The sequence below is a fragment of the Streptomyces kronopolitis genome (assembly GCF_050953795.1).
Classification (GTDB): Bacteria; Actinomycetota; Actinomycetes; order Streptomycetales; family Streptomycetaceae; genus Streptomyces; species Streptomyces kronopolitis_A.
This window is the reverse complement of sequence record NZ_CP191850.1, coordinates 3,884,141-3,901,920: the sequence shown is the minus strand read 5'-3', so window position 1 is coordinate 3,901,920 and position 17,780 is coordinate 3,884,141. Positions and strand designations below refer to the sequence as shown.

Annotated in this window: 11 protein-coding genes and 3 rRNA genes; 13 read left to right on the top strand and 1 reads right to left on the bottom strand. The window is 67.0% G+C overall.

What is annotated here, in order from left to right; translation table 11 throughout:
* Window positions 1-212: 212 nt before the first annotated feature.
* Together ACQP17_RS17165 and ACQP17_RS17160 are read left to right on the top strand one after the other, a co-directional pair.
* Window positions 213-1,535 (top strand): NAD(P)/FAD-dependent oxidoreductase, encoded by a 1,323-nt coding sequence (locus tag ACQP17_RS17165; protein WP_433859926.1) that lies wholly within the window; start codon window positions 213-215, stop codon window positions 1,533-1,535.
* A gap of 310 nt (window positions 1,536-1,845) precedes the next feature.
* Window positions 1,846-3,705 (top strand): ATP-binding SpoIIE family protein phosphatase, encoded by a 1,860-nt coding sequence (locus ACQP17_RS17160; protein WP_433857066.1) that lies wholly within the window; start codon window positions 1,846-1,848, stop codon window positions 3,703-3,705.
* Between the two features lie 88 nt (window positions 3,706-3,793).
* Here ACQP17_RS17160 and ACQP17_RS17155 read toward each other — a convergent pair whose 3' ends face one another.
* Window positions 3,794-5,107, bottom strand: coding sequence for an MFS transporter (locus tag ACQP17_RS17155; RefSeq protein ID WP_433859925.1), 1,314 nt, complete (start codon window positions 5,105-5,107; stop codon window positions 3,794-3,796).
* A 178-nt stretch (window positions 5,108-5,285) separates the two neighbouring features.
* Here ACQP17_RS17155 and ACQP17_RS17150 point away from each other — a divergent pair, with 178 nt between their 5' ends.
* The 11 genes from ACQP17_RS17150 (at window position 5,286) to ACQP17_RS17100 (ending at window position 17,779) form a co-directional block, all read left to right on the top strand.
* Window positions 5,286-5,846 carry a MarR family winged helix-turn-helix transcriptional regulator gene (locus ACQP17_RS17150; RefSeq protein WP_433857065.1) on the top strand — a complete coding sequence of 187 codons (561 nt, stop codon included), beginning with the start codon at window positions 5,286-5,288 and terminating at the stop codon, window positions 5,844-5,846.
* A gap of 742 nt (window positions 5,847-6,588) precedes the next feature.
* Window positions 6,589-8,117, top strand: a 16S ribosomal RNA gene (locus ACQP17_RS17145).
* A gap of 304 nt (window positions 8,118-8,421) precedes the next feature.
* A 23S ribosomal RNA gene (locus ACQP17_RS17140) occupies window positions 8,422-11,544 on the top strand.
* A gap of 74 nt (window positions 11,545-11,618) precedes the next feature.
* Window positions 11,619-11,735, top strand: a 5S ribosomal RNA gene (gene rrf / locus ACQP17_RS17135).
* Together the 16S, 23S and 5S rRNA genes form the textbook arrangement of a ribosomal RNA operon.
* Before the next feature lie 97 nt (window positions 11,736-11,832).
* Window positions 11,833-12,486 carry an HAD family hydrolase gene (locus tag ACQP17_RS17130; protein WP_433857064.1) on the top strand — a complete coding sequence of 218 codons (654 nt, stop codon included), beginning with the start codon at window positions 11,833-11,835 and terminating at the stop codon, window positions 12,484-12,486.
* 103 nt (window positions 12,487-12,589) lie between these two features.
* Window positions 12,590-13,831: an MFS transporter gene (locus ACQP17_RS17125; protein WP_433857063.1), complete on the top strand. Its 1,242-nt coding sequence runs from the start codon at window positions 12,590-12,592 to the stop codon at window positions 13,829-13,831.
* Complete coding sequence (locus ACQP17_RS17120; RefSeq protein ID WP_433857062.1) at window positions 13,800-14,975, top strand: acetoin utilization protein AcuC; 1,176 nt, start codon at window positions 13,800-13,802, stop codon at window positions 14,973-14,975. Before ACQP17_RS17125 ends, ACQP17_RS17120 begins: the two co-directional genes overlap by 32 nt.
* Window positions 14,976-15,156: 181 nt before the next feature.
* A complete protein-coding gene (locus tag ACQP17_RS17115) occupies window positions 15,157-15,972 on the top strand; it encodes a phosphatase (RefSeq protein WP_433857061.1) in 816 nt (271 codons plus the stop codon).
* A 129-nt stretch (window positions 15,973-16,101) separates the two neighbouring features.
* The gene (locus tag ACQP17_RS17110; RefSeq protein ID WP_154073984.1) at window positions 16,102-16,311 is read left to right on the top strand and encodes a helix-turn-helix domain-containing protein; all 210 of its coding nucleotides are present in this window, start codon (window positions 16,102-16,104) and stop codon (window positions 16,309-16,311) included.
* A 119-nt stretch (window positions 16,312-16,430) separates the two neighbouring features.
* Window positions 16,431-16,529 carry a 30S ribosomal protein bS22 gene (locus ACQP17_RS17105; RefSeq protein ID WP_003948845.1) on the top strand — a complete coding sequence of 33 codons (99 nt, stop codon included), beginning with the start codon at window positions 16,431-16,433 and terminating at the stop codon, window positions 16,527-16,529.
* Window positions 16,530-16,729: 200 nt separating this feature from the next.
* Entirely contained in the window at window positions 16,730-17,779 is a 1,050-nt protein-coding gene (locus tag ACQP17_RS17100) for an NAD-dependent epimerase/dehydratase family protein (RefSeq protein WP_189104319.1), read from the top strand.
* Window position 17,780: the final 1 nt, after the last annotated feature.

The following is a 17,780-nucleotide window of genomic DNA, read 5'->3' as shown; positions in this document are numbered from 1 at the left end:
ACGGGCCTGTGGACAAAGGCGCTCCGGCGATGCGTCATGGAACAGTGCTGTGCCTTTCCGGGGGCGCAGTTCCCGATGGTGGAGCGCCGCCGGCTGGCCTCCGCGGTCGGTGCCGTCCGGGCCTGTTCGACACCGCGAGGAGAACCCCTGTGAAGGCTGTGTCTTCGAACAACGTGACGCGCATTCTCGTTGTCGGCGGTGGCTATGTGGGGATGTACACCGCCCTGCGGCTGCAGCGGAAGCTGAAGCAGGAGCTGCGGCAGGGCACCGTCGAGGTGATGGTGGTCGACCCGGATCCCTACATGACTTATCAGCCATTCCTGCCCGAGGCCGCGGCCGGCTCGATCTCCCCGCGCCATGTCGTCGTCCCGCTGCGCCGGGTGCTGCCGCAGTGCCGGGTTGTCATCGGCGAGGTCACCGCCATCGACCACGGCGAGCGCCGGGCCACCCTCACCACCCTGGCCGCGGAGGAGACCGGCGGCGACTCCGTCGAGGTCGCCTACGACGAGCTGGTCCTCGCGCCCGGCTCGGTCTCGCGCACCCTGCCCGTCCCGGGCCTGGCCGAGGTCGGCATCGGCTTCAAGACCGTCGAAGAGGCCATCGGGCTGCGCAACCACGTCCTCGGGCAGCTCGACATCGCCTCCTCCACCCGTGACCCCGCGGTCCGCGACGCCGCGCTGACCTTCGTCTTCGTCGGCGGCGGCTACGCGGGCGTGGAGGCGCTGGCCGAACTGGAGGACATGGCCCGCTACGCCGCCCGCTACTACCACAACATCAAGCCCGAGGACATGAAGTGGATCCTGGTCGAGGCCACCGACCGCATCCTGCCCGAGGTGGGGCCGGAGATGGGCCGTTACGCCGTGCGTGAGCTGCGCGCCCGCAACATCGACGTGCGGATGGAGACCCGGCTGGAGTCCTGTGAGAAGCGGGTCGCCGTCCTCAGCGACGGCTCCCGCTTCCCGACCCGGACCCTGGTGTGGACCGCGGGCGTCAAGCCGCACCCCGTCCTGGCCGCGACCAAGCTGCCGCTGGCCGCCCACGGCCGTCTGCAGTGCACCCCCGCGCTCCGGGTGGACGGCGTCGAGCACGCCTGGTCCGCCGGGGACGCGGCCGCCGTCCCGGATCTGACCGCCGAGCCGGCCGAGCCCGGGGGGCCGCGGCCGATGTGCGCGCCCAACGCCCAGCACGCGCTGCGCCAGGCCAAGGTGCTCGCCGAGAACATCGCCTCGGCGGTGCGCGGCGGGCCGGTCGTGGACTACCGGCACAAGTACGTCGGGTCGGTGGCGTCCCTCGGCCTGCACAAGGGCGTCGCGCACCTCTACGGGCGCAAGCTGAAGGGCTACCCGGCGTGGTTCATGCACCGTGCGTACCACCTCAGCCGGGTGCCGACCTTCAACCGCAAGGCCAGGGTGCTCGCCGAATGGACCCTCGCGGGCCTGTTCAAACGTGAGATCGTCTCGCTCGGCTCGCTGGAGAACCCGCGCGCCGAATTCGAACTCGCCGCCGGCACGGGTCGGCACAACGAGGCCAGTTGACGCGCCGTACGCCCACACGAGTTGATCCGCCGTCATCCCTGGAACGACCGGTTGCGGCGGAGCGCGGAACTCCACAGGGCGCCCCGGCGCCTGACGGATGTCCGTCCGGTCGGCCACACTGGACGTGTGACCATGGGTGGGCTCGTATCTGCAAAGAGTGACAATCACGAGGATTCTGGACGTTTGCTGCATTCCGCAAGAGGGCGCCGAGAGTGCCCCCAGCCGACCCTCTTCCGGCCCCCGGCCGGGAGGTTCCGCCCTGCCGACGGCCCGACCCCGCGCGACGACGCGAAGTAAGAGGTACCCCTCCGTGATCTTCACGCGCTGGAGCGCCAAACTCCCCGGCACACAGCGGCGCGCCGCCGCACGGTCCGACCGCGCCGCACCCCGCCCCGCCTCCGGCCCGGCCGCCGCCGCGTCCGCCCCGGCGCCCTCCGCCGGACCCGCGGGCCCGGACGACACGCCGGCCCCGCCCTCGGGTGCCACCACCGGCTCGGTCCCCGCGGCCCGCGCCGAGCACGCCGAGCCGGCGCCCTCCCGGGAGCTCACCCCCGAGGCCCTGCCGCCCACCGTCGACGCGCTGTCCGTCCACGACATCCTCGGCACCATCCCCGCGCTCGTCGCCGTCCTCTACGGCCCCGAGCACCGCCTCGCCTACGTCAACGGCGCCTACGCCCACGTCTTCGGCGCCCGCCCGGCCGGCCACCCCGCCCGCGAGGCCCTCCCCGAGCTGGACGAACTGGGCCTGCTGCCCCTGATGGACCAGGTCCTGCGCAGCGGCCGGCCGCGGACGGTCAAGTCCCGCAAGGTCCCCGCCGGCACGGGCGGCGACCGCTCCCGCGACGCCTACTACACCTTCACCTGCGCCCCGGTCGAGGTCGCGGCGAGCGGCCCGGCGCCCGACCCCGAGGTCGCCTGTGTCGCGCCGCGCAACGGCGTCCTGGTCTTCGGGGCCGAGGTCACCGACCAGATCGAGTCCGCCGAGCGGCTGCGCGCCAGCGAGGCCCGCCAGCGTGAGGCCGCGGTCACCCTCCAGCGCTCCCTCCTGCCCCAGGAACTGGAGCAGCCCGACGACCTGCGGGTGGCCGCCACCTACCAGCCCGGCGGCACGGAGGCCGCGGTCGGCGGCGACTGGTACGACGTCATCACCCTCGGCGCCGGCCGCACCGCCCTGGTCATCGGCGACGTCATGGGCCGCGGGGTGCGCGCCGCGGCCGTCATGGGTCAGCTGCGCACCGCGGTCCGCGCCTACGCCCGCCTCGACCTCCCGCCGCACGAGGTCATCCAGCTGCTCGACGGCCTGGCCGCCGAGATCGACGCCAGCCAGATCGCCACCTGCGTCTACGCCGTCCACGACCCGAACGAGGGCCGGCTCGTCTACTCCTCGGCCGGCCATCTGCCCATCCTCGTCCGCGACGCCGACGGCACGGTCCGCCGCGCCGCCGAGCCCACCGGCCCGCCGCTGGGCACCGGCGGCTGGCTGCACACCTCGGGCTCCGTCCCCCTCGGTCCCGGCGGCAGCGCCGTCCTCTACACCGACGGCCTGGTCGAGCGCCGGGACAAGGACATCGACGAGGGGGTGGAGGCCCTGGAGCGCGCCTTCGCCGGTGCGGCCGGCGCCCCCGACATCGTCTGCGACCGCCTGCTGCGCTCCCTGGGCATCACGGCCGCGCACGACGACGACGTCGCCATCCTCGTCCTCCAGCACCCGGAGCGGACCGGCCACGACGCCGAGCTGTTCCACAACGCCGCCCTCGAACTGCACGGCGGCGTCGAAGCGGCCCCGCGGGCCCGCGCCTTCGCCTCCGGGGTCCTCGCCTCCTGGCGTTTCTCCCCCGAGCTGCACGACCTCGGCGTACTGGCCGCCAGCGAACTCGTCGCCAACTCCCTCCAGCACGGCACCCCGCCCATGCGGCTGCGTCTGCGGCGCACGGATCGCCGGCTGATCGTCGAGGTCACCGACGGGGACGACCACCTGCCACGCCGCCGCCGCGCCGAGCCGGTCGACGAGGCCGGCCGGGGCATCTCCATCATCGCGACCATCGCCTCGTCCTGGGGCTCCCGCCGCACCCCGGGCGGCGGCAAGGCCGTCTGGTGCGAATTCGCCCTGCCGCACGGCCAGGTACACGCGCAGGCGCACGCCCGGCCGCAGCGCCCGGCGGCCGGCTGATCCCCGCCCCCGGACCGGGGATCAGCACCTCGGATACGCGAAAGGCGGGGCCGGGCACCTCGGCGCCCCGCCCCGCCCCTCGCCGGTCTCACACGGCCGCGGGCACCGAACCGGTGGTCTCCGCCGCCCCCGGCACCTCCGCACGGGGTGCCGGCACGGCCGCCACCGCACGGTGCGGATTGTCCTGCCCCGGCCGCAGCATCCGGCCCAGCCACAGCGACAGCGCGCTGATCCCCAGCGCACACACCACCAGCATCACGATGTACGACGCATACATTCCGTGCCCCACCATCAGGGCACCCACCGCCGGCCCCAGCGCCAGCGCCAGCTGCTTGACCAGGGCGAACGCCGAGTTGTACTGGCCGATCAGGGAGGCCGGGGCCAGATCGGCGACCAGCGGGGCCAGCGTCGGCGACAGCATCGACTCACCGATACCGAACAGCGCGTAGGTCGAGATCAGCAGCGCGGTGGCCACCACCTGTGAGCCGTGCACCAGCCCGGACAGACCGGCGGCTATCCACGCCACCGTCCAGACCATCCCGACCAGCGCCATGACCCGGCTGCGCCGCCGCCGCTCGACGAGCTTGAGCACCACGAACTGCGCCGCCACGATCGCCGCCGTATTGGCCGCCAGCGCGATACCCAGGCTCGCCGGCGCGATCCGGGTGACCTCGGTGGCATAGGCCGCGAGCCCCGACTCGAACTGCCCGTAGCAGGCGAAGAACAGCACGAAGCCGAGCACGCACAGCCACATCATCCGCCGGTCGGCGAACATCGCCCGCCAGGCGCCCTTCGCCCGCTCCTCGGTGGGGACGGTGTCCTCCACCTTCGGCGTGCGCGGCAGCCGCACGCTCGCCACCGCCGCGCCGAGCACCAGGAACATCACGGCCTCTATCGCGAACAGCCGCACGAAGCTCTCGGGGTGCGACTCGTCGACCAGCAGCCCGCCGACCAGTCCGCCGACGCCCAGGCCCAGGTTGTTCAGGAAGAACTGGGTGGCGAACGCGCGCGAGCGGGTCAGCGTCGTCGAGCACCACACGATCATCGTCGCGAGCGCCGGCTGGATGACCGCGATGCCGGCACCGAGCGCGATGGCCGACGCGACGACCAGCGGTTCGGTGGCGGACAGCCCCAGCCCCAGGGCACCGGCGGCGGCCGAGACCGTCCCGACGACGGCCACCGGCAGCGGCCCGCGCCGGTCGATGGCCCGGCCGGTCAGCGGCAGAACGACGAGAGCGGCCACCGCCAGCATCGCCAGCACCACCCCGGCCGTACTCGCGCCGAGATCCCGCACCTTCGCCACATAGACGTACAGATACGGAACGGTGAAGCCGTTGCCGAACGCGCTCAGCGCGTTCCCGAGCTGGATCCGGCGCAACGCGGCGCCCATCGCGGTGGTCACACTCACCTACCTAGGTCATGTCATCAGACGGATAAGAAGGACGAACCGGCGAGCTGCGACAGGCGACGGGGCGAGACCAGACAGTCACACCCTGAAGACTTCAACTCTAAAGTTCGAAGCTAAAGAGTACACGCCGAAGAACTTCAACGCCAATGACTTCCATGTCATACTGCGCCGCATGTCTGAGCCCTCCGATGCGGCCGCCGACGCTGCCGAGCCGAGCCTCGAGGAACAGATCGCGGCCTACCAGCGCGAGTTCCAGGACCTCGACCCCCAGGTGGAGCAGGTCGTCTCCGCACTCCAGCGCCTCAACCGGCGGATGAACGTCGCCTACGGGCGGCAGACCGCCACCCTGGGCCTGAGCAATGCCGAGTGGGAGGTCCTCAAGGCCCTCGTCGTCTCCGGAGCCCCCTATCAACTGGGCCCCGGCGAACTGGCCAAGCGCCTAGGCCTCACGCCGGCCGCCATGACCCACCGCATCGACCGCATGGCGAACGAGGGTCTGGTCACCCGGGAGCGCGACGAGGCCAACCGCGTCCGCGTCATCGTCGAGCTGACCGACGAGGGTCGCGAGAAGTGGCTCGAGGCGATGCGCCTGGCATCGGTCTTCGAAGAGGACCTCCTCCAGGACCTCAACGGCGGGGAGCGTCAGATCCTCGGGCAGGTGTTGACCCGTCTGCTGCGCCGCGTCGAGGACGCCCAGCCGGACGCCGACGGACGTCTGAGTGACCTTGACTGACGCGAGTTGACACGGTCCTGGCCCATCCGTAGTGTTCTCCGAGTTGCCACAGAGCCGGAACGGTTTCTGCGGCAGCCATCCCGCCGCTTCGCGGCACACCACTACTGCACGGCCCCTCAACGGGACCTATTTCGGCATGCCGAAATTCGAACCGTGACGTGATTATGCGTCAGCGAGGAATTCCGCTAAAGTAGTGATCACGCCGAAAGGCGCGGCAGCTCAAATAGCCGCACCACGGCAACCCCTCCGACGGGGAATCGGAAACGAATTCGGACCGGAAACGGAACGAAATCGGGTCTGGTAGAGTCGGAAAGGTCGAAAAGCGAAAGCCGGACGGCCGAGCCCGCTCCAACAGGGCGCCGGACACGGAAACGGATCTGGTAAGGTTGGAAACGCGAAGAAGCCGAAAGGCGGAAACGCACCGGCGAAAATCGGGCCCGCAAGGATCTGATAGAGTCGGAAACGCAAGACCGAAGGGAAGCGCTCGGAGAGCCCGGTACTGAGTCAATCAGAACCGATAAGGCACAAAGGAAGCGTCCGTTCCTTGAGAACTCAACAGCGTGCCAAAAGTCAACGCCAGATATGTTGATACCCCGTCCACCTCGGTGGATGAGGTTCCTTTGAAAGTCCATCGGCACCATGCGGTGCGGATGGCACACACAGCGAGGACGCTGTGAACGACCGGACCTATTCCGTCTGGTCGTTCCGCTCTCGTGTGTGTTGACCCGATTACGGGTAAACATTCACGGAGAGTTTGATCCTGGCTCAGGACGAACGCTGGCGGCGTGCTTAACACATGCAAGTCGAACGATGAACCTCCTTCGGGAGGGGATTAGTGGCGAACGGGTGAGTAACACGTGGGCAATCTGCCCTTCACTCTGGGACAAGCCCTGGAAACGGGGTCTAATACCGGATACGACACGGGGTCGCATGACCTCCGTGTGGAAAGCTCCGGCGGTGAAGGATGAGCCCGCGGCCTATCAGCTTGTTGGTGGGGTGATGGCCTACCAAGGCGACGACGGGTAGCCGGCCTGAGAGGGCGACCGGCCACACTGGGACTGAGACACGGCCCAGACTCCTACGGGAGGCAGCAGTGGGGAATATTGCACAATGGGCGAAAGCCTGATGCAGCGACGCCGCGTGAGGGATGACGGCCTTCGGGTTGTAAACCTCTTTCAGCAGGGAAGAAGCGAGAGTGACGGTACCTGCAGAAGAAGCGCCGGCTAACTACGTGCCAGCAGCCGCGGTAATACGTAGGGCGCAAGCGTTGTCCGGAATTATTGGGCGTAAAGAGCTCGTAGGCGGCTTGTCACGTCGGATGTGAAAGCCCGGGGCTTAACCCCGGGTCTGCATTCGATACGGGCAGGCTAGAGTTCGGTAGGGGAGATCGGAATTCCTGGTGTAGCGGTGAAATGCGCAGATATCAGGAGGAACACCGGTGGCGAAGGCGGATCTCTGGGCCGATACTGACGCTGAGGAGCGAAAGCGTGGGGAGCGAACAGGATTAGATACCCTGGTAGTCCACGCCGTAAACGTTGGGAACTAGGTGTGGGCGACATTCCACGTCGTCCGTGCCGCAGCTAACGCATTAAGTTCCCCGCCTGGGGAGTACGGCCGCAAGGCTAAAACTCAAAGGAATTGACGGGGGCCCGCACAAGCAGCGGAGCATGTGGCTTAATTCGACGCAACGCGAAGAACCTTACCAAGGCTTGACATACACCGGAAACGTCTGGAGACAGGCGCCCCCTTGTGGTCGGTGTACAGGTGGTGCATGGCTGTCGTCAGCTCGTGTCGTGAGATGTTGGGTTAAGTCCCGCAACGAGCGCAACCCTTGTTCTGTGTTGCCAGCATGCCCTTCGGGGTGATGGGGACTCACAGGAGACTGCCGGGGTCAACTCGGAGGAAGGTGGGGACGACGTCAAGTCATCATGCCCCTTATGTCTTGGGCTGCACACGTGCTACAATGGCCGGTACAATGAGCTGCGATACCGCGAGGTGGAGCGAATCTCAAAAAGCCGGTCTCAGTTCGGATTGGGGTCTGCAACTCGACCCCATGAAGTCGGAGTTGCTAGTAATCGCAGATCAGCATTGCTGCGGTGAATACGTTCCCGGGCCTTGTACACACCGCCCGTCACGTCACGAAAGTCGGTAACACCCGAAGCCGGTGGCCCAACCCCTTGTGGGAGGGAATCGTCGAAGGTGGGACTGGCGATTGGGACGAAGTCGTAACAAGGTAGCCGTACCGGAAGGTGCGGCTGGATCACCTCCTTTCTAAGGAGCACTTCTTACTCGGACTTGTCCGGGTCAGAGGCCAGTACATCGGCGAATGTCTGATGCTGGTTGCTCATGGGTGGAACGTTGACTATTCGGCACACTTGATTCTCTGGAAGTTAGTACTGCTTCGGCGTGGAAAGCATCTGGGGGTTGAGTGGGCCGGGCGCGCTGTTGGGTATCTGAGGGTACGGACTACGGTCTGGACCTTCGCGATGCCGGCCCCAGTGAACTCAGCCTTCGGGTTGGGGTGGTGGGTGGCTGGTCGTTGCTTGAGAACTGCACAGTGGACGCGAGCATCTGTGGCCAAGTTTTTAAGGGCGCACGGTGGATGCCTTGGCACCAGGAACCGATGAAGGACGTGGGAGGCCACGATAGGCCCCGGGGAGCTGTCAACCGAGCTTTGATCCGGGGGTGTCCGAATGGGGAAACCCGGCAGTCGTCATGGGCTGTCACCCGCTGCTGAACACATAGGCAGTGTGGAGGGAACGCGGGGAAGTGAAACATCTCAGTACCCGCAGGAAGAGAAAACAACCGTGATTCCGGGAGTAGTGGCGAGCGAAACCGGATGAGGCCAAACCAGTCACGTGTGATACCCGGCAGGGGTTGCGTGGTTGGGGTTGTGGGAGTTCTCTTTTGCAGTCTGCCGGCTGTGAGACGAGTCAGAAACCGTTGATGTAGGCGAAGGACATGCGAAAGGTCCGGCGTAGAGGGTAAGACCCCCGTAGCTGAAACATTAGCGGCTCGTTTGAGAACCACCCAAGTAGCACGGGGCCCGAGAAATCCCGTGTGAATCTGGCGGGACCACCCGTTAAGCCTAAATATTCCCTGGTGACCGATAGCGGATAGTACCGTGAGGGAATGGTGAAAAGTACCGCGGGAGCGGAGTGAAATAGTACCTGAAACCGTGTGCCTACAAGCCGTGGGAGCGTCGCGCATCGAGCTTGCTCGGTGCGTCGTGACTGCGTGCCTTTTGAAGAATGAGCCTGCGAGTTTGCGGTATGTTGCGAGGTTAACCCGTGTGGGGAAGCCGTAGCGAAAGCGAGTCCGAATAGGGCGTTGAGTAGCGTGCCCAAGACCCGAAGCGGAGTGATCTAGCCATGGGCAGGTTGAAGCGGAGGTAAGACTTCGTGGAGGACCGAACCCACCAGGGTTGAAAACCTGGGGGATGACCTGTGGTTAGGGGTGAAAGGCCAATCAAACTCCGTGATAGCTGGTTCTCCCCGAAATGCATTTAGGTGCAGCGTCGTGTGTTTCTTGCCGGAGGTAGAGCACTGGATAGGCGATGGGCCCTACCGGGTTACTGACCTTAGCCAAACTCCGAATGCCGGTAAGTGAGAGCGCGGCAGTGAGACTGTGGGGGATAAGCTCCATGGTCGAGAGGGAAACAGCCCAGAGCATCGACTAAGGCCCCTAAGCGTGTGCTAAGTGGGAAAGGATGTGGAGTCGCAGAGACAACCAGGAGGTTGGCTTAGAAGCAGCCACCCTTGAAAGAGTGCGTAATAGCTCACTGGTCAAGTGATTCCGCGCCGACAATGTAGCGGGGCTCAAGCACACCGCCGAAGTCGTGTCATTGCGATATTACCCCCAACGGGGATCGTGATGGGTAGGGGAGCGTCGTGTGCCGGGTGAAGCAGCCGTGGAAACGAGTTGTGGACGGTTCACGAGTGAGAATGCAGGCATGAGTAGCGATACACACGTGGGAAACGTGTGCGCCGATTGACTAAGGGTTCCTGGGTCAAGCTGATCTGCCCAGGGTAAGTCGGGACCTAAGGCGAGGCCGACAGGCGTAGTCGATGGACAACCGGTTGATATTCCGGTACCCGCTTTGAAACGCCCAGTATCGAATCCATTAATGCTAAGGCCGTGAAGCCGGCCTGGAGTCTTCGGACAAAGGGACGTGGTGGAGCCGCCGATCCAAGGTGGTAGTAGGTAAGCGATGGGGTGACGCAGGAAGGTAGTCCAGCCCGGGCGGTGGTTGTCCCGGGGTAAGGGTGTAGGCCGTGTGGTAGGTAAATCCGTCACACGTTAAGGCTGAGACCTGATGCCGAGCCGATTGTGGTGAAGTGGATGATCCTATGCTGTCGAGAAAAGCCTCTAGCGAGTTTCATGGCGGCCCGTACCCTAAACCGACTCAGGTGGTCAGGTAGAGAATACCGAGGCGTTCGGGTGAACTATGGTTAAGGAACTCGGCAAAATGCCCCCGTAACTTCGGGAGAAGGGGGGCCATTGCTGGTGATCACTCTTGCAGTGTGAGCTGGTGGTGGCCGCAGAGACCAGCGAGAAGCGACTGTTTACTAAAAACACAGGTCCGTGCGAAGCCGTAAGGCGATGTATACGGACTGACGCCTGCCCGGTGCTGGAACGTTAAGGGGACCGGTTAGTCAACCTTCGGGTTGGCGAAGCTGAGAACTTAAGCGCCAGTAAACGGCGGTGGTAACTATAACCATCCTAAGGTAGCGAAATTCCTTGTCGGGTAAGTTCCGACCTGCACGAATGGCGTAACGACTTCTCGACTGTCTCAACCATAGGCCCGGTGAAATTGCATTACGAGTAAAGATGCTCGTTTCGCGCAGCAGGACGGAAAGACCCCGGGACCTTTACTATAGCTTGATATTGGTGTTCGGTTCGGCTTGTGTAGGATAGGTGGGAGACTTTGAAGCGGCCACGCCAGTGGTTGTGGAGTCATTGTTGAAATACCACTCTGGTCGTGCTGGATGTCTAACCTGGGTCCGTGATCCGGATCAGGGACAGTGTCTGGTGGGTAGTTTAACTGGGGCGGTTGCCTCCTAAAGAGTAACGGAGGCGCCCAAAGGTTCCCTCAGCCTGGTTGGTAATCAGGTGTTGAGTGTAAGTGCACAAGGGAGCTTGACTGTGAGACTGACGGGTCGAGCAGGTACGAAAGTAGGGACTAGTGATCCGGCGGTGGCTTGTGGAAGCGCCGTCGCTCAACGGATAAAAGGTACCCCGGGGATAACAGGCTGATCTTCCCCAAGAGTCCATATCGACGGGATGGTTTGGCACCTCGATGTCGGCTCGTCGCATCCTGGGGCTGGAGTCGGTCCCAAGGGTTGGGCTGTTCGCCCATTAAAGCGGTACGCGAGCTGGGTTTAGAACGTCGTGAGACAGTTCGGTCCCTATCCGCTGTGCGCGTAGGAGTCTTGAGAAGGGCTGTCCCTAGTACGAGAGGACCGGGACGGACGAACCTCTGGTGTGCCAGTTGTCCTGCCAAGGGCATGGCTGGTTGGCTACGTTCGGAAAGGATAACCGCTGAAAGCATCTAAGCGGGAAGCCTGCTTCGAGATGAGGACTCCCACCCCCTTTGAGGGGTTAAGGCTCCCAGTAGACGACTGGGTTGATAGGCCAGATATGGAAGCCCGGCAACGGGTGGAGTTGACTGGTACTAATAGGCCGAGGGCTTGTCCTCAGTTGCTCGCGTCCACTGTGTAGGTTCTGAAGTAACGACCTGTTTTATTGCCGGGTTGGTTAACTTCATAGTGTTTCGGTGGTCATAGCGTTAGGGAAACGCCCGGTTACATTTCGAACCCGGAAGCTAAGCCTTTCAGCGCCGATGGTACTGCAGGGGGGACCCTGTGGGAGAGTAGGACGCCGCCGAACAATCATTGTGGGAAAGCCCCGCACCGTATGGTGCGGGGCTTTTCTGCGTTCCGGAACAGAAACCGTCCCGGGGCAGCGGTGTGCCTAAGCTCAGGGCATGCGATACGAGTTGGTCATCTTCGACAACGACGGTGTGCTCGTCGACAGCGAACCCCTCTCCAACACCATCCTGGCCGGCTATCTGACCGAGCTGGGGCATCCCACGTCGTACGAGGAGTCGATACGCGACTTCATGGGGTCGGCGATGCACCGCATTCACGAGCTGGTCCTGGAGCGGACGGGCCGGCGGCTGCCCGCGGACTTCGACGAGGTCTTCCACGGCCGGGTCTTCGAGGCGTTCGAGCGGGAGCTGCGGCCGGTGACCGGGGTGACCGAGGTGCTGGAGAAGCTGGACGCGGACGGCGTTCCGTACTGTGTCGCCTCCTCCGGCAGTCACGAGCGGATCCGGGTGGGGCACCGCACGACGGGGCTGGACCGGTGGTTTCCGGCGGGGCGGGTCTTCAGCGCCCAGGACGTGGGGCGGGGGAAGCCGGCCCCGGACCTCTTTGTGCACGCGGCGCGGGAGAGGGGCGTGGCGCCGGAGCGGTGTGCGGTCGTCGAGGACAGCCCGCTGGGCGTGCGGGCCGCGGTCGCGGCGGGGATGGACGTCTATGGGTTCACCGCGATGACGCCGGCGGAGAAGCTGACCGAGGCCGGCGCGGTCAGCGGGCTGTTCGGCCGGATGGCGGAGCTGCCCGAGCTGTTGCGGTAGCCCCCGGCCGGCAACCGGCCGGCAACCGGCCGGCAGGCGCCCGCCGAATTGGTGTGGTGATCCATCTACCCAGTGGTAGGGGGGAGTTCTAGGCTGAGCGGCCATGACGGCCCCTCGGGTACCAGATGCGCAGCTGCGGCACGGACGGCTCTCGCTCGCCCTCAGCTTCTTCGTCCAGGGCGCGGTCTTCGCCCTCCTCGTGACCCGGATACCCGCGATCCAGGAGCGGTACCGCATATCGGACGCGCTGCTGCCGGCGTTCCTGGCGGCGGTGCCCGTGCTGGCGGGCGTCGGCAGTGTCGTCACCGAGCAGCTGGTGAAGCGGGTGCCGGCCGGCCGGGTGCTGCGGTGTGTGCAGCCCGTGGTGTGCCTGGCGCTGGTGGGTGTCGGGTCGGTCGGAACGACGGCTCAGGTGGCGGTGGCGCTGGCGGTCTTCGGGCTGTCGGTGGGGGCCCTGGACGCCTCGATGAACATGCTCGGGGTGAGTCTGCAGCGGGCGTACGGGCGCAGCATCATGCTCGGGTTCCACGCGGCGTTCAGCCTGGGCGGCATCGTGGGGGCCTCGCTGGCCTGGGCCGGGGCGCACTGGAAGCTGTCGCTGGCGCTGCTGTACGGGCCGGTGGTGGCGGTGCTGTTGCCACTGGCCCTGGTAGTGGGCCGGTGGTTCGTGGACCGGGAGCGGACGGCGCCGGGGGCCGCGGGGGCCGGGACGGGCGGGGCGGTCGCCGTGCCGCTGGCGATGCGGCTGCTGTTGCCGCTGTGTCTGGTGATGGCCATCACGTATATCGGGGACTCGACCGTCTCCAACTGGAGCGCCAAGTATCTGCACGACGTCCTGGGGAGCTCGGAGCAGCTGGCCACGGTTCCGTACAACGTCTATATGGTCACCACGCTGCTCGGGCGGGTGGTGGGGGACCTGGGGGTGCGGCGCTTCGGGGCGGTCGCGGTGGTGCGGTGCGGGACGGTGGTGGCGGCGGGCGGGTTCGCGGTGGTGGCCGCGGCGAGCGGGCCTTGGGCGGGGATGGCCGGCTTCACGCTGCTGGGGCTGGGGCTGTGTGTGATCGTGCCGCAGACGTTCGCCGCGGCCGGGCGGGTCGCCTTCGAGAAGCACGGGCCGGAGGCTTCGGACGCGGCCGTCGCGCGGCTGAACATTTTCAACTATGTGGGCTTTTTGATCGGCTCTCCGCTGGTGGGGGCGCTCGGCGATGCCTGGAGCTATCGGGGGGCGATGCTCGTACCGATGGCCCTGGTGTTGGTGACGTTGGTGTATGCCCGTTCGTTCGGGGCGCCGGAGGCCCGATACGGTGACGGGCATGAGCGGCCGCGCACAGCTGATGTGGGATGAGGCAGTAACGGGCTACGACTTCGGGTCCGGGCATCCGATGGACCCGGTCCGGCTCGCGCTGACCATGCGTTTGGTGGAGGCGTTCGAGCTCGACCGCGGGCCGCTGGAGGTGGTCGCGGCCAAGCCGGCGGGGGATTCGACCCTGCGGCTGGTGCACCGTGAGGACTACATCGGTGCGGTGCGCAGGGCCTCGGCGGACCCGGCGGCCGCGGATCTCTCGTACGGGCTCGGGACGGCGGACGATCCGGCGTTCGCGGGGATGCACGAGGCGTCCGCGCTGATCGCCGGGCAGTCGGTGGGCGCGGCGGAGGCCGTCTGGCGGGGAGACGCGGCGCACGCGGTGAACTTCGCCGGCGGGCTGCACCACGCGATGCCGGGCGGGGCGGCCGGGTTCTGCATCTACAACGACGCGTCGCTGGCGGTGGCCCGGCTGCTGGAGCTGGGCGCCGAACGGGTCGCGTACGTCGATGTGGACGTGCACCACGGCGACGGGGTGCAGGCGGCGTTCTGGGAGGACCCGCGAGTCCTGACGATCTCGCTGCACGAGCATCCGCGGACGCTCTTCCCGCAGACCGGCTGGCCGGAGGAGACCGGCGGGGAGGGCGCGGAGGGCACCGCGGCGAATGTGGCGCTGCCGGCCGGGACCGGGGACGAGGGCTGGCTGCGGGCCTTCCACGCGGTGGTGCCGGAGCTGCTGGGGGCCTTCCGGCCGCAGGTGATCGTGTCCCAGCACGGCGCGGACACCCACTTCGAGGATCCGCTGGCGCACCTCGCGGTGAGCCTGGACGCCCAGCGGGCGGTGGCCGAGGCCTGTCACGACCTGGCGCACCAGTACGCGGACGGCCGGTGGGTCGCGCTCGGCGGGGGCGGCTACGCCGTGGTGGACGTGGTGCCGCGCAGCTGGACGCATCTGGCGGCGATCGCGGCGGACCGGCCGATCGATCCGGCCTCGATGGTGCCGGAGTCCTGGCGGCACGAAGTGTTCCGCAGGACGCGGCAGTTGGCGCCGCACCGGATGACGGACGGGCGTACGCCGCGGTGGCGGGACTTCGTCGACGACGGCTACGACCCGGCCGACCGGCTGGACCAGGCGGTGCTGGCCACCCGCCGTGCGGTGTTCCCCTCGCACGGGCTGCTGCCGTAGCCCGGGGCCGGGAGCACGCCCCTGACGTGCTGTCATGCCGTGCCCCGGGATGCGGCGGGCCGCCGTCTCCGGGGGCCGGCGGCCGCGGCCGTGGGGCCGTATCCGCTGCGGGCCCCACGGATGTGTGACTACCCGTCGGTCGGGGCACCCGTATGCCGACCAACCGGACAGTATGGGTCCTGTGTTGGCTACCGGTGCGCTGCGGGCGCACCTGATCGAGGCGCGGCTCGCGGGGACGATCGCGACCCTGCGGGAGAAGAGCCTGGCGCGCTACCGGCTCTTCGCGGCACGCGACCCCCGGGTGCTGCTGGGTCTGGATCCTGTGCGGGAGTGGTCGCTGGGTGAAGTCCTGCGACTGATGGGGCAGAAGTGCGGGGTTTCGGTCGATCCCGCGCATACTTCCGGCCCTGATGTGGTCGATCCCGACCGGACGATCGCCGCCCTGGACCGGTTCGCCGACAGGGTGGCGGAGGCGGCGGGCCGGCGGCTCCCGGTGCTGCTCGGCACCGGTCATCCGGACCGGCTGCTGGGGTTCTACGCCGCTCTCGCAGACGCTCTCTCGTCGGCGGGCTGCCCGGTTCTCACCTCGGCGTATGGCGCCCGTGTCGACATAGCGACCCGGTTCGGCGTACGTACCTGCACACTCGACTACGTACGGGGAGTCGCGCTGATGCGAGAAGCAGGCGTGCGGGGCGCGCCCGCGGTGGGGGGCGTGCACACCCATTCGCCGCTGCCCGTGCGGACCGTTCTGGCGGCCGCGGCGGACGCTTCCGGGCCGCTGCCGGCGCTGGTGATCGGGGACCACGGTTGGGTCTGCGGGGCAGGTCAGCTGGGTATCGAGGCGATCGGGCTGGCCGATACGGACGACCCCGCGCTGTTCGTCGGCGAGGCCGAGGGGAGGGTGTCCGAGGTGGTGCCGCTCGACGACGCGGTGTGTGCGGCGTCCTATCGACCGCTGGCGCGTTATGTCCTTAATCGGGCGCGTCTGTCCCGATAGGCGGCTGTTCGCTGCTCCTCTTCCCCACTCGCATCACCCGCCCCTAATCTGGGGAGTGAGCGCATGGCGACGAAGAGTCACCGGAGGGGAAGCCGGTGACCCGTCTTATGCGGAAGGTGCAGGTGTGGCATGGCTGCAGAGCAGAGGCCTCTGAACGAGGTTGTGTTCCTGACCGTGGCGGAGGTCGCCACGGTGATGAGGGTGTCCAAGATGACCGTGTACCGCTTGGTGCACAGCGGTCATCTGCCCGCGATTCGCGTGGGGAGGTCTTTCCGGGTTCCGGAGCAGGCGGTGCACGACTACCTCCGGGAGTCCTTTGTGGGGGTGGAATCAGCCTGACGGGACCTTTGCCGACCCTCGGATTACGCCGTTCGCCCGGCGCCGGGTAGGCTGGCGCGATGTAGGTAGTGTGGGCTCGGACGCCCCGCACCGAGTAATCGAAGTGAGCGAGGGTAGTCGTGGGCTCTGTTATCAAGAAGCGGCGCAAGCGGATGGCGAAGAAGAAGCACCGCAAGCTGCTCAAGCGCACCCGTGTTCAGCGTCGCAACAAGAAGTAAGCGACGCTGATCGCGAATTCGCAGCCCCCCATCGCCTTGGTGCGATGGGGGGCTGCGGTGCGTTGTGGGCCGTATGGACGGTGGTCGGGCGGAAATGTGCCCGCGGGCATCCTGTGGTCATCACCGCGCAACACCGACCCGATAGCGTGGTCGGCACAGCTCGGCTAGGCGGAAGTCGCGGCGGGAAGGAAGTCCTGATCTTGGGCAGGGTCGTGCTCGTCACGGGAGTCGCACGGCAGCTGGGCGGGCGGTTCGTACGCCGTATCCAGCGCGATCCGGATGTCGACCGGGTGATCGGGGTCGACGCGGTGGCGCCGGAACACCATCTGGGCGGCGCGGAATTCCTCAAGGCCGATATCCGGCATCCGGCCATTGCGCGGGTGCTGGCCGAGACGGGTGTCGACACCGTCATCCATATGGACATCAACGGCACACCGTTGGGCAAGCGCGGCGGCCGCGCCTCGGTGAAGGAAACCAACGTCATCGGGACGATGCAGCTCCTCGGCGCCTGCCAGAAGGCCCCGAAGGTGCAGCGGCTGGTCATCAAGTCCAGCACCAGCGTCTACGGCTCCGCGCCCCGGGACCCCGCCGTCTTCACCGAGACCACCACGCCGAAGTCGCTGCCCAGCGGTGGCTTCGCCAAGGACATCGTCGAGGTCGAGGGGTATGTCCGCGGCTTCGCCCGGCGCCGGCCCGACGTGGCGGTGTGTGTGCTGCGCTTCGCCAATATCCTCGGGCCGTGCGCGGATTCCCCGCTCGCCGAGTATTTCTCGCTGCCCGTGTGGCCCACCGTCCTCGGCTACGACCCGCGGCTGCAGTTCGTCCACGAGGACGACGCCATCGCGGTCCTGCGGATCGCCGCCGCCGCGCCGCGCCGCGGCACGCTCAACAGCGGCACGTTCAACATCGCCGGGGACGGGGTGCTGCTACTGTCGCAGACCGCCCGGCGGCTGGGGCGGCCCACCGTCCCGCTGCTCCTGCCGACGGTGACCTGGGCCGGTACGGCGCTGCGGTCCGTCGGCATCACGGACTTCTCACCGGAGCAGATCCGGCTGCTCACGCACGGCAGGGTCGTCGAGACGACGCAGATGCGCGAGACACTGGGATTCCGTCCGAAGTACACGACGGCGGAGACCTTCGCGGAATTCGCCCGCAGTCGCGGACCCGGGCTGTTGCCGCCCGCGTCCCTCGCCCGCACCGTCGACCGGCTCGCCGGCGTGCTCCCCGCACGCGGCGGCCAGAGCCAGTGAG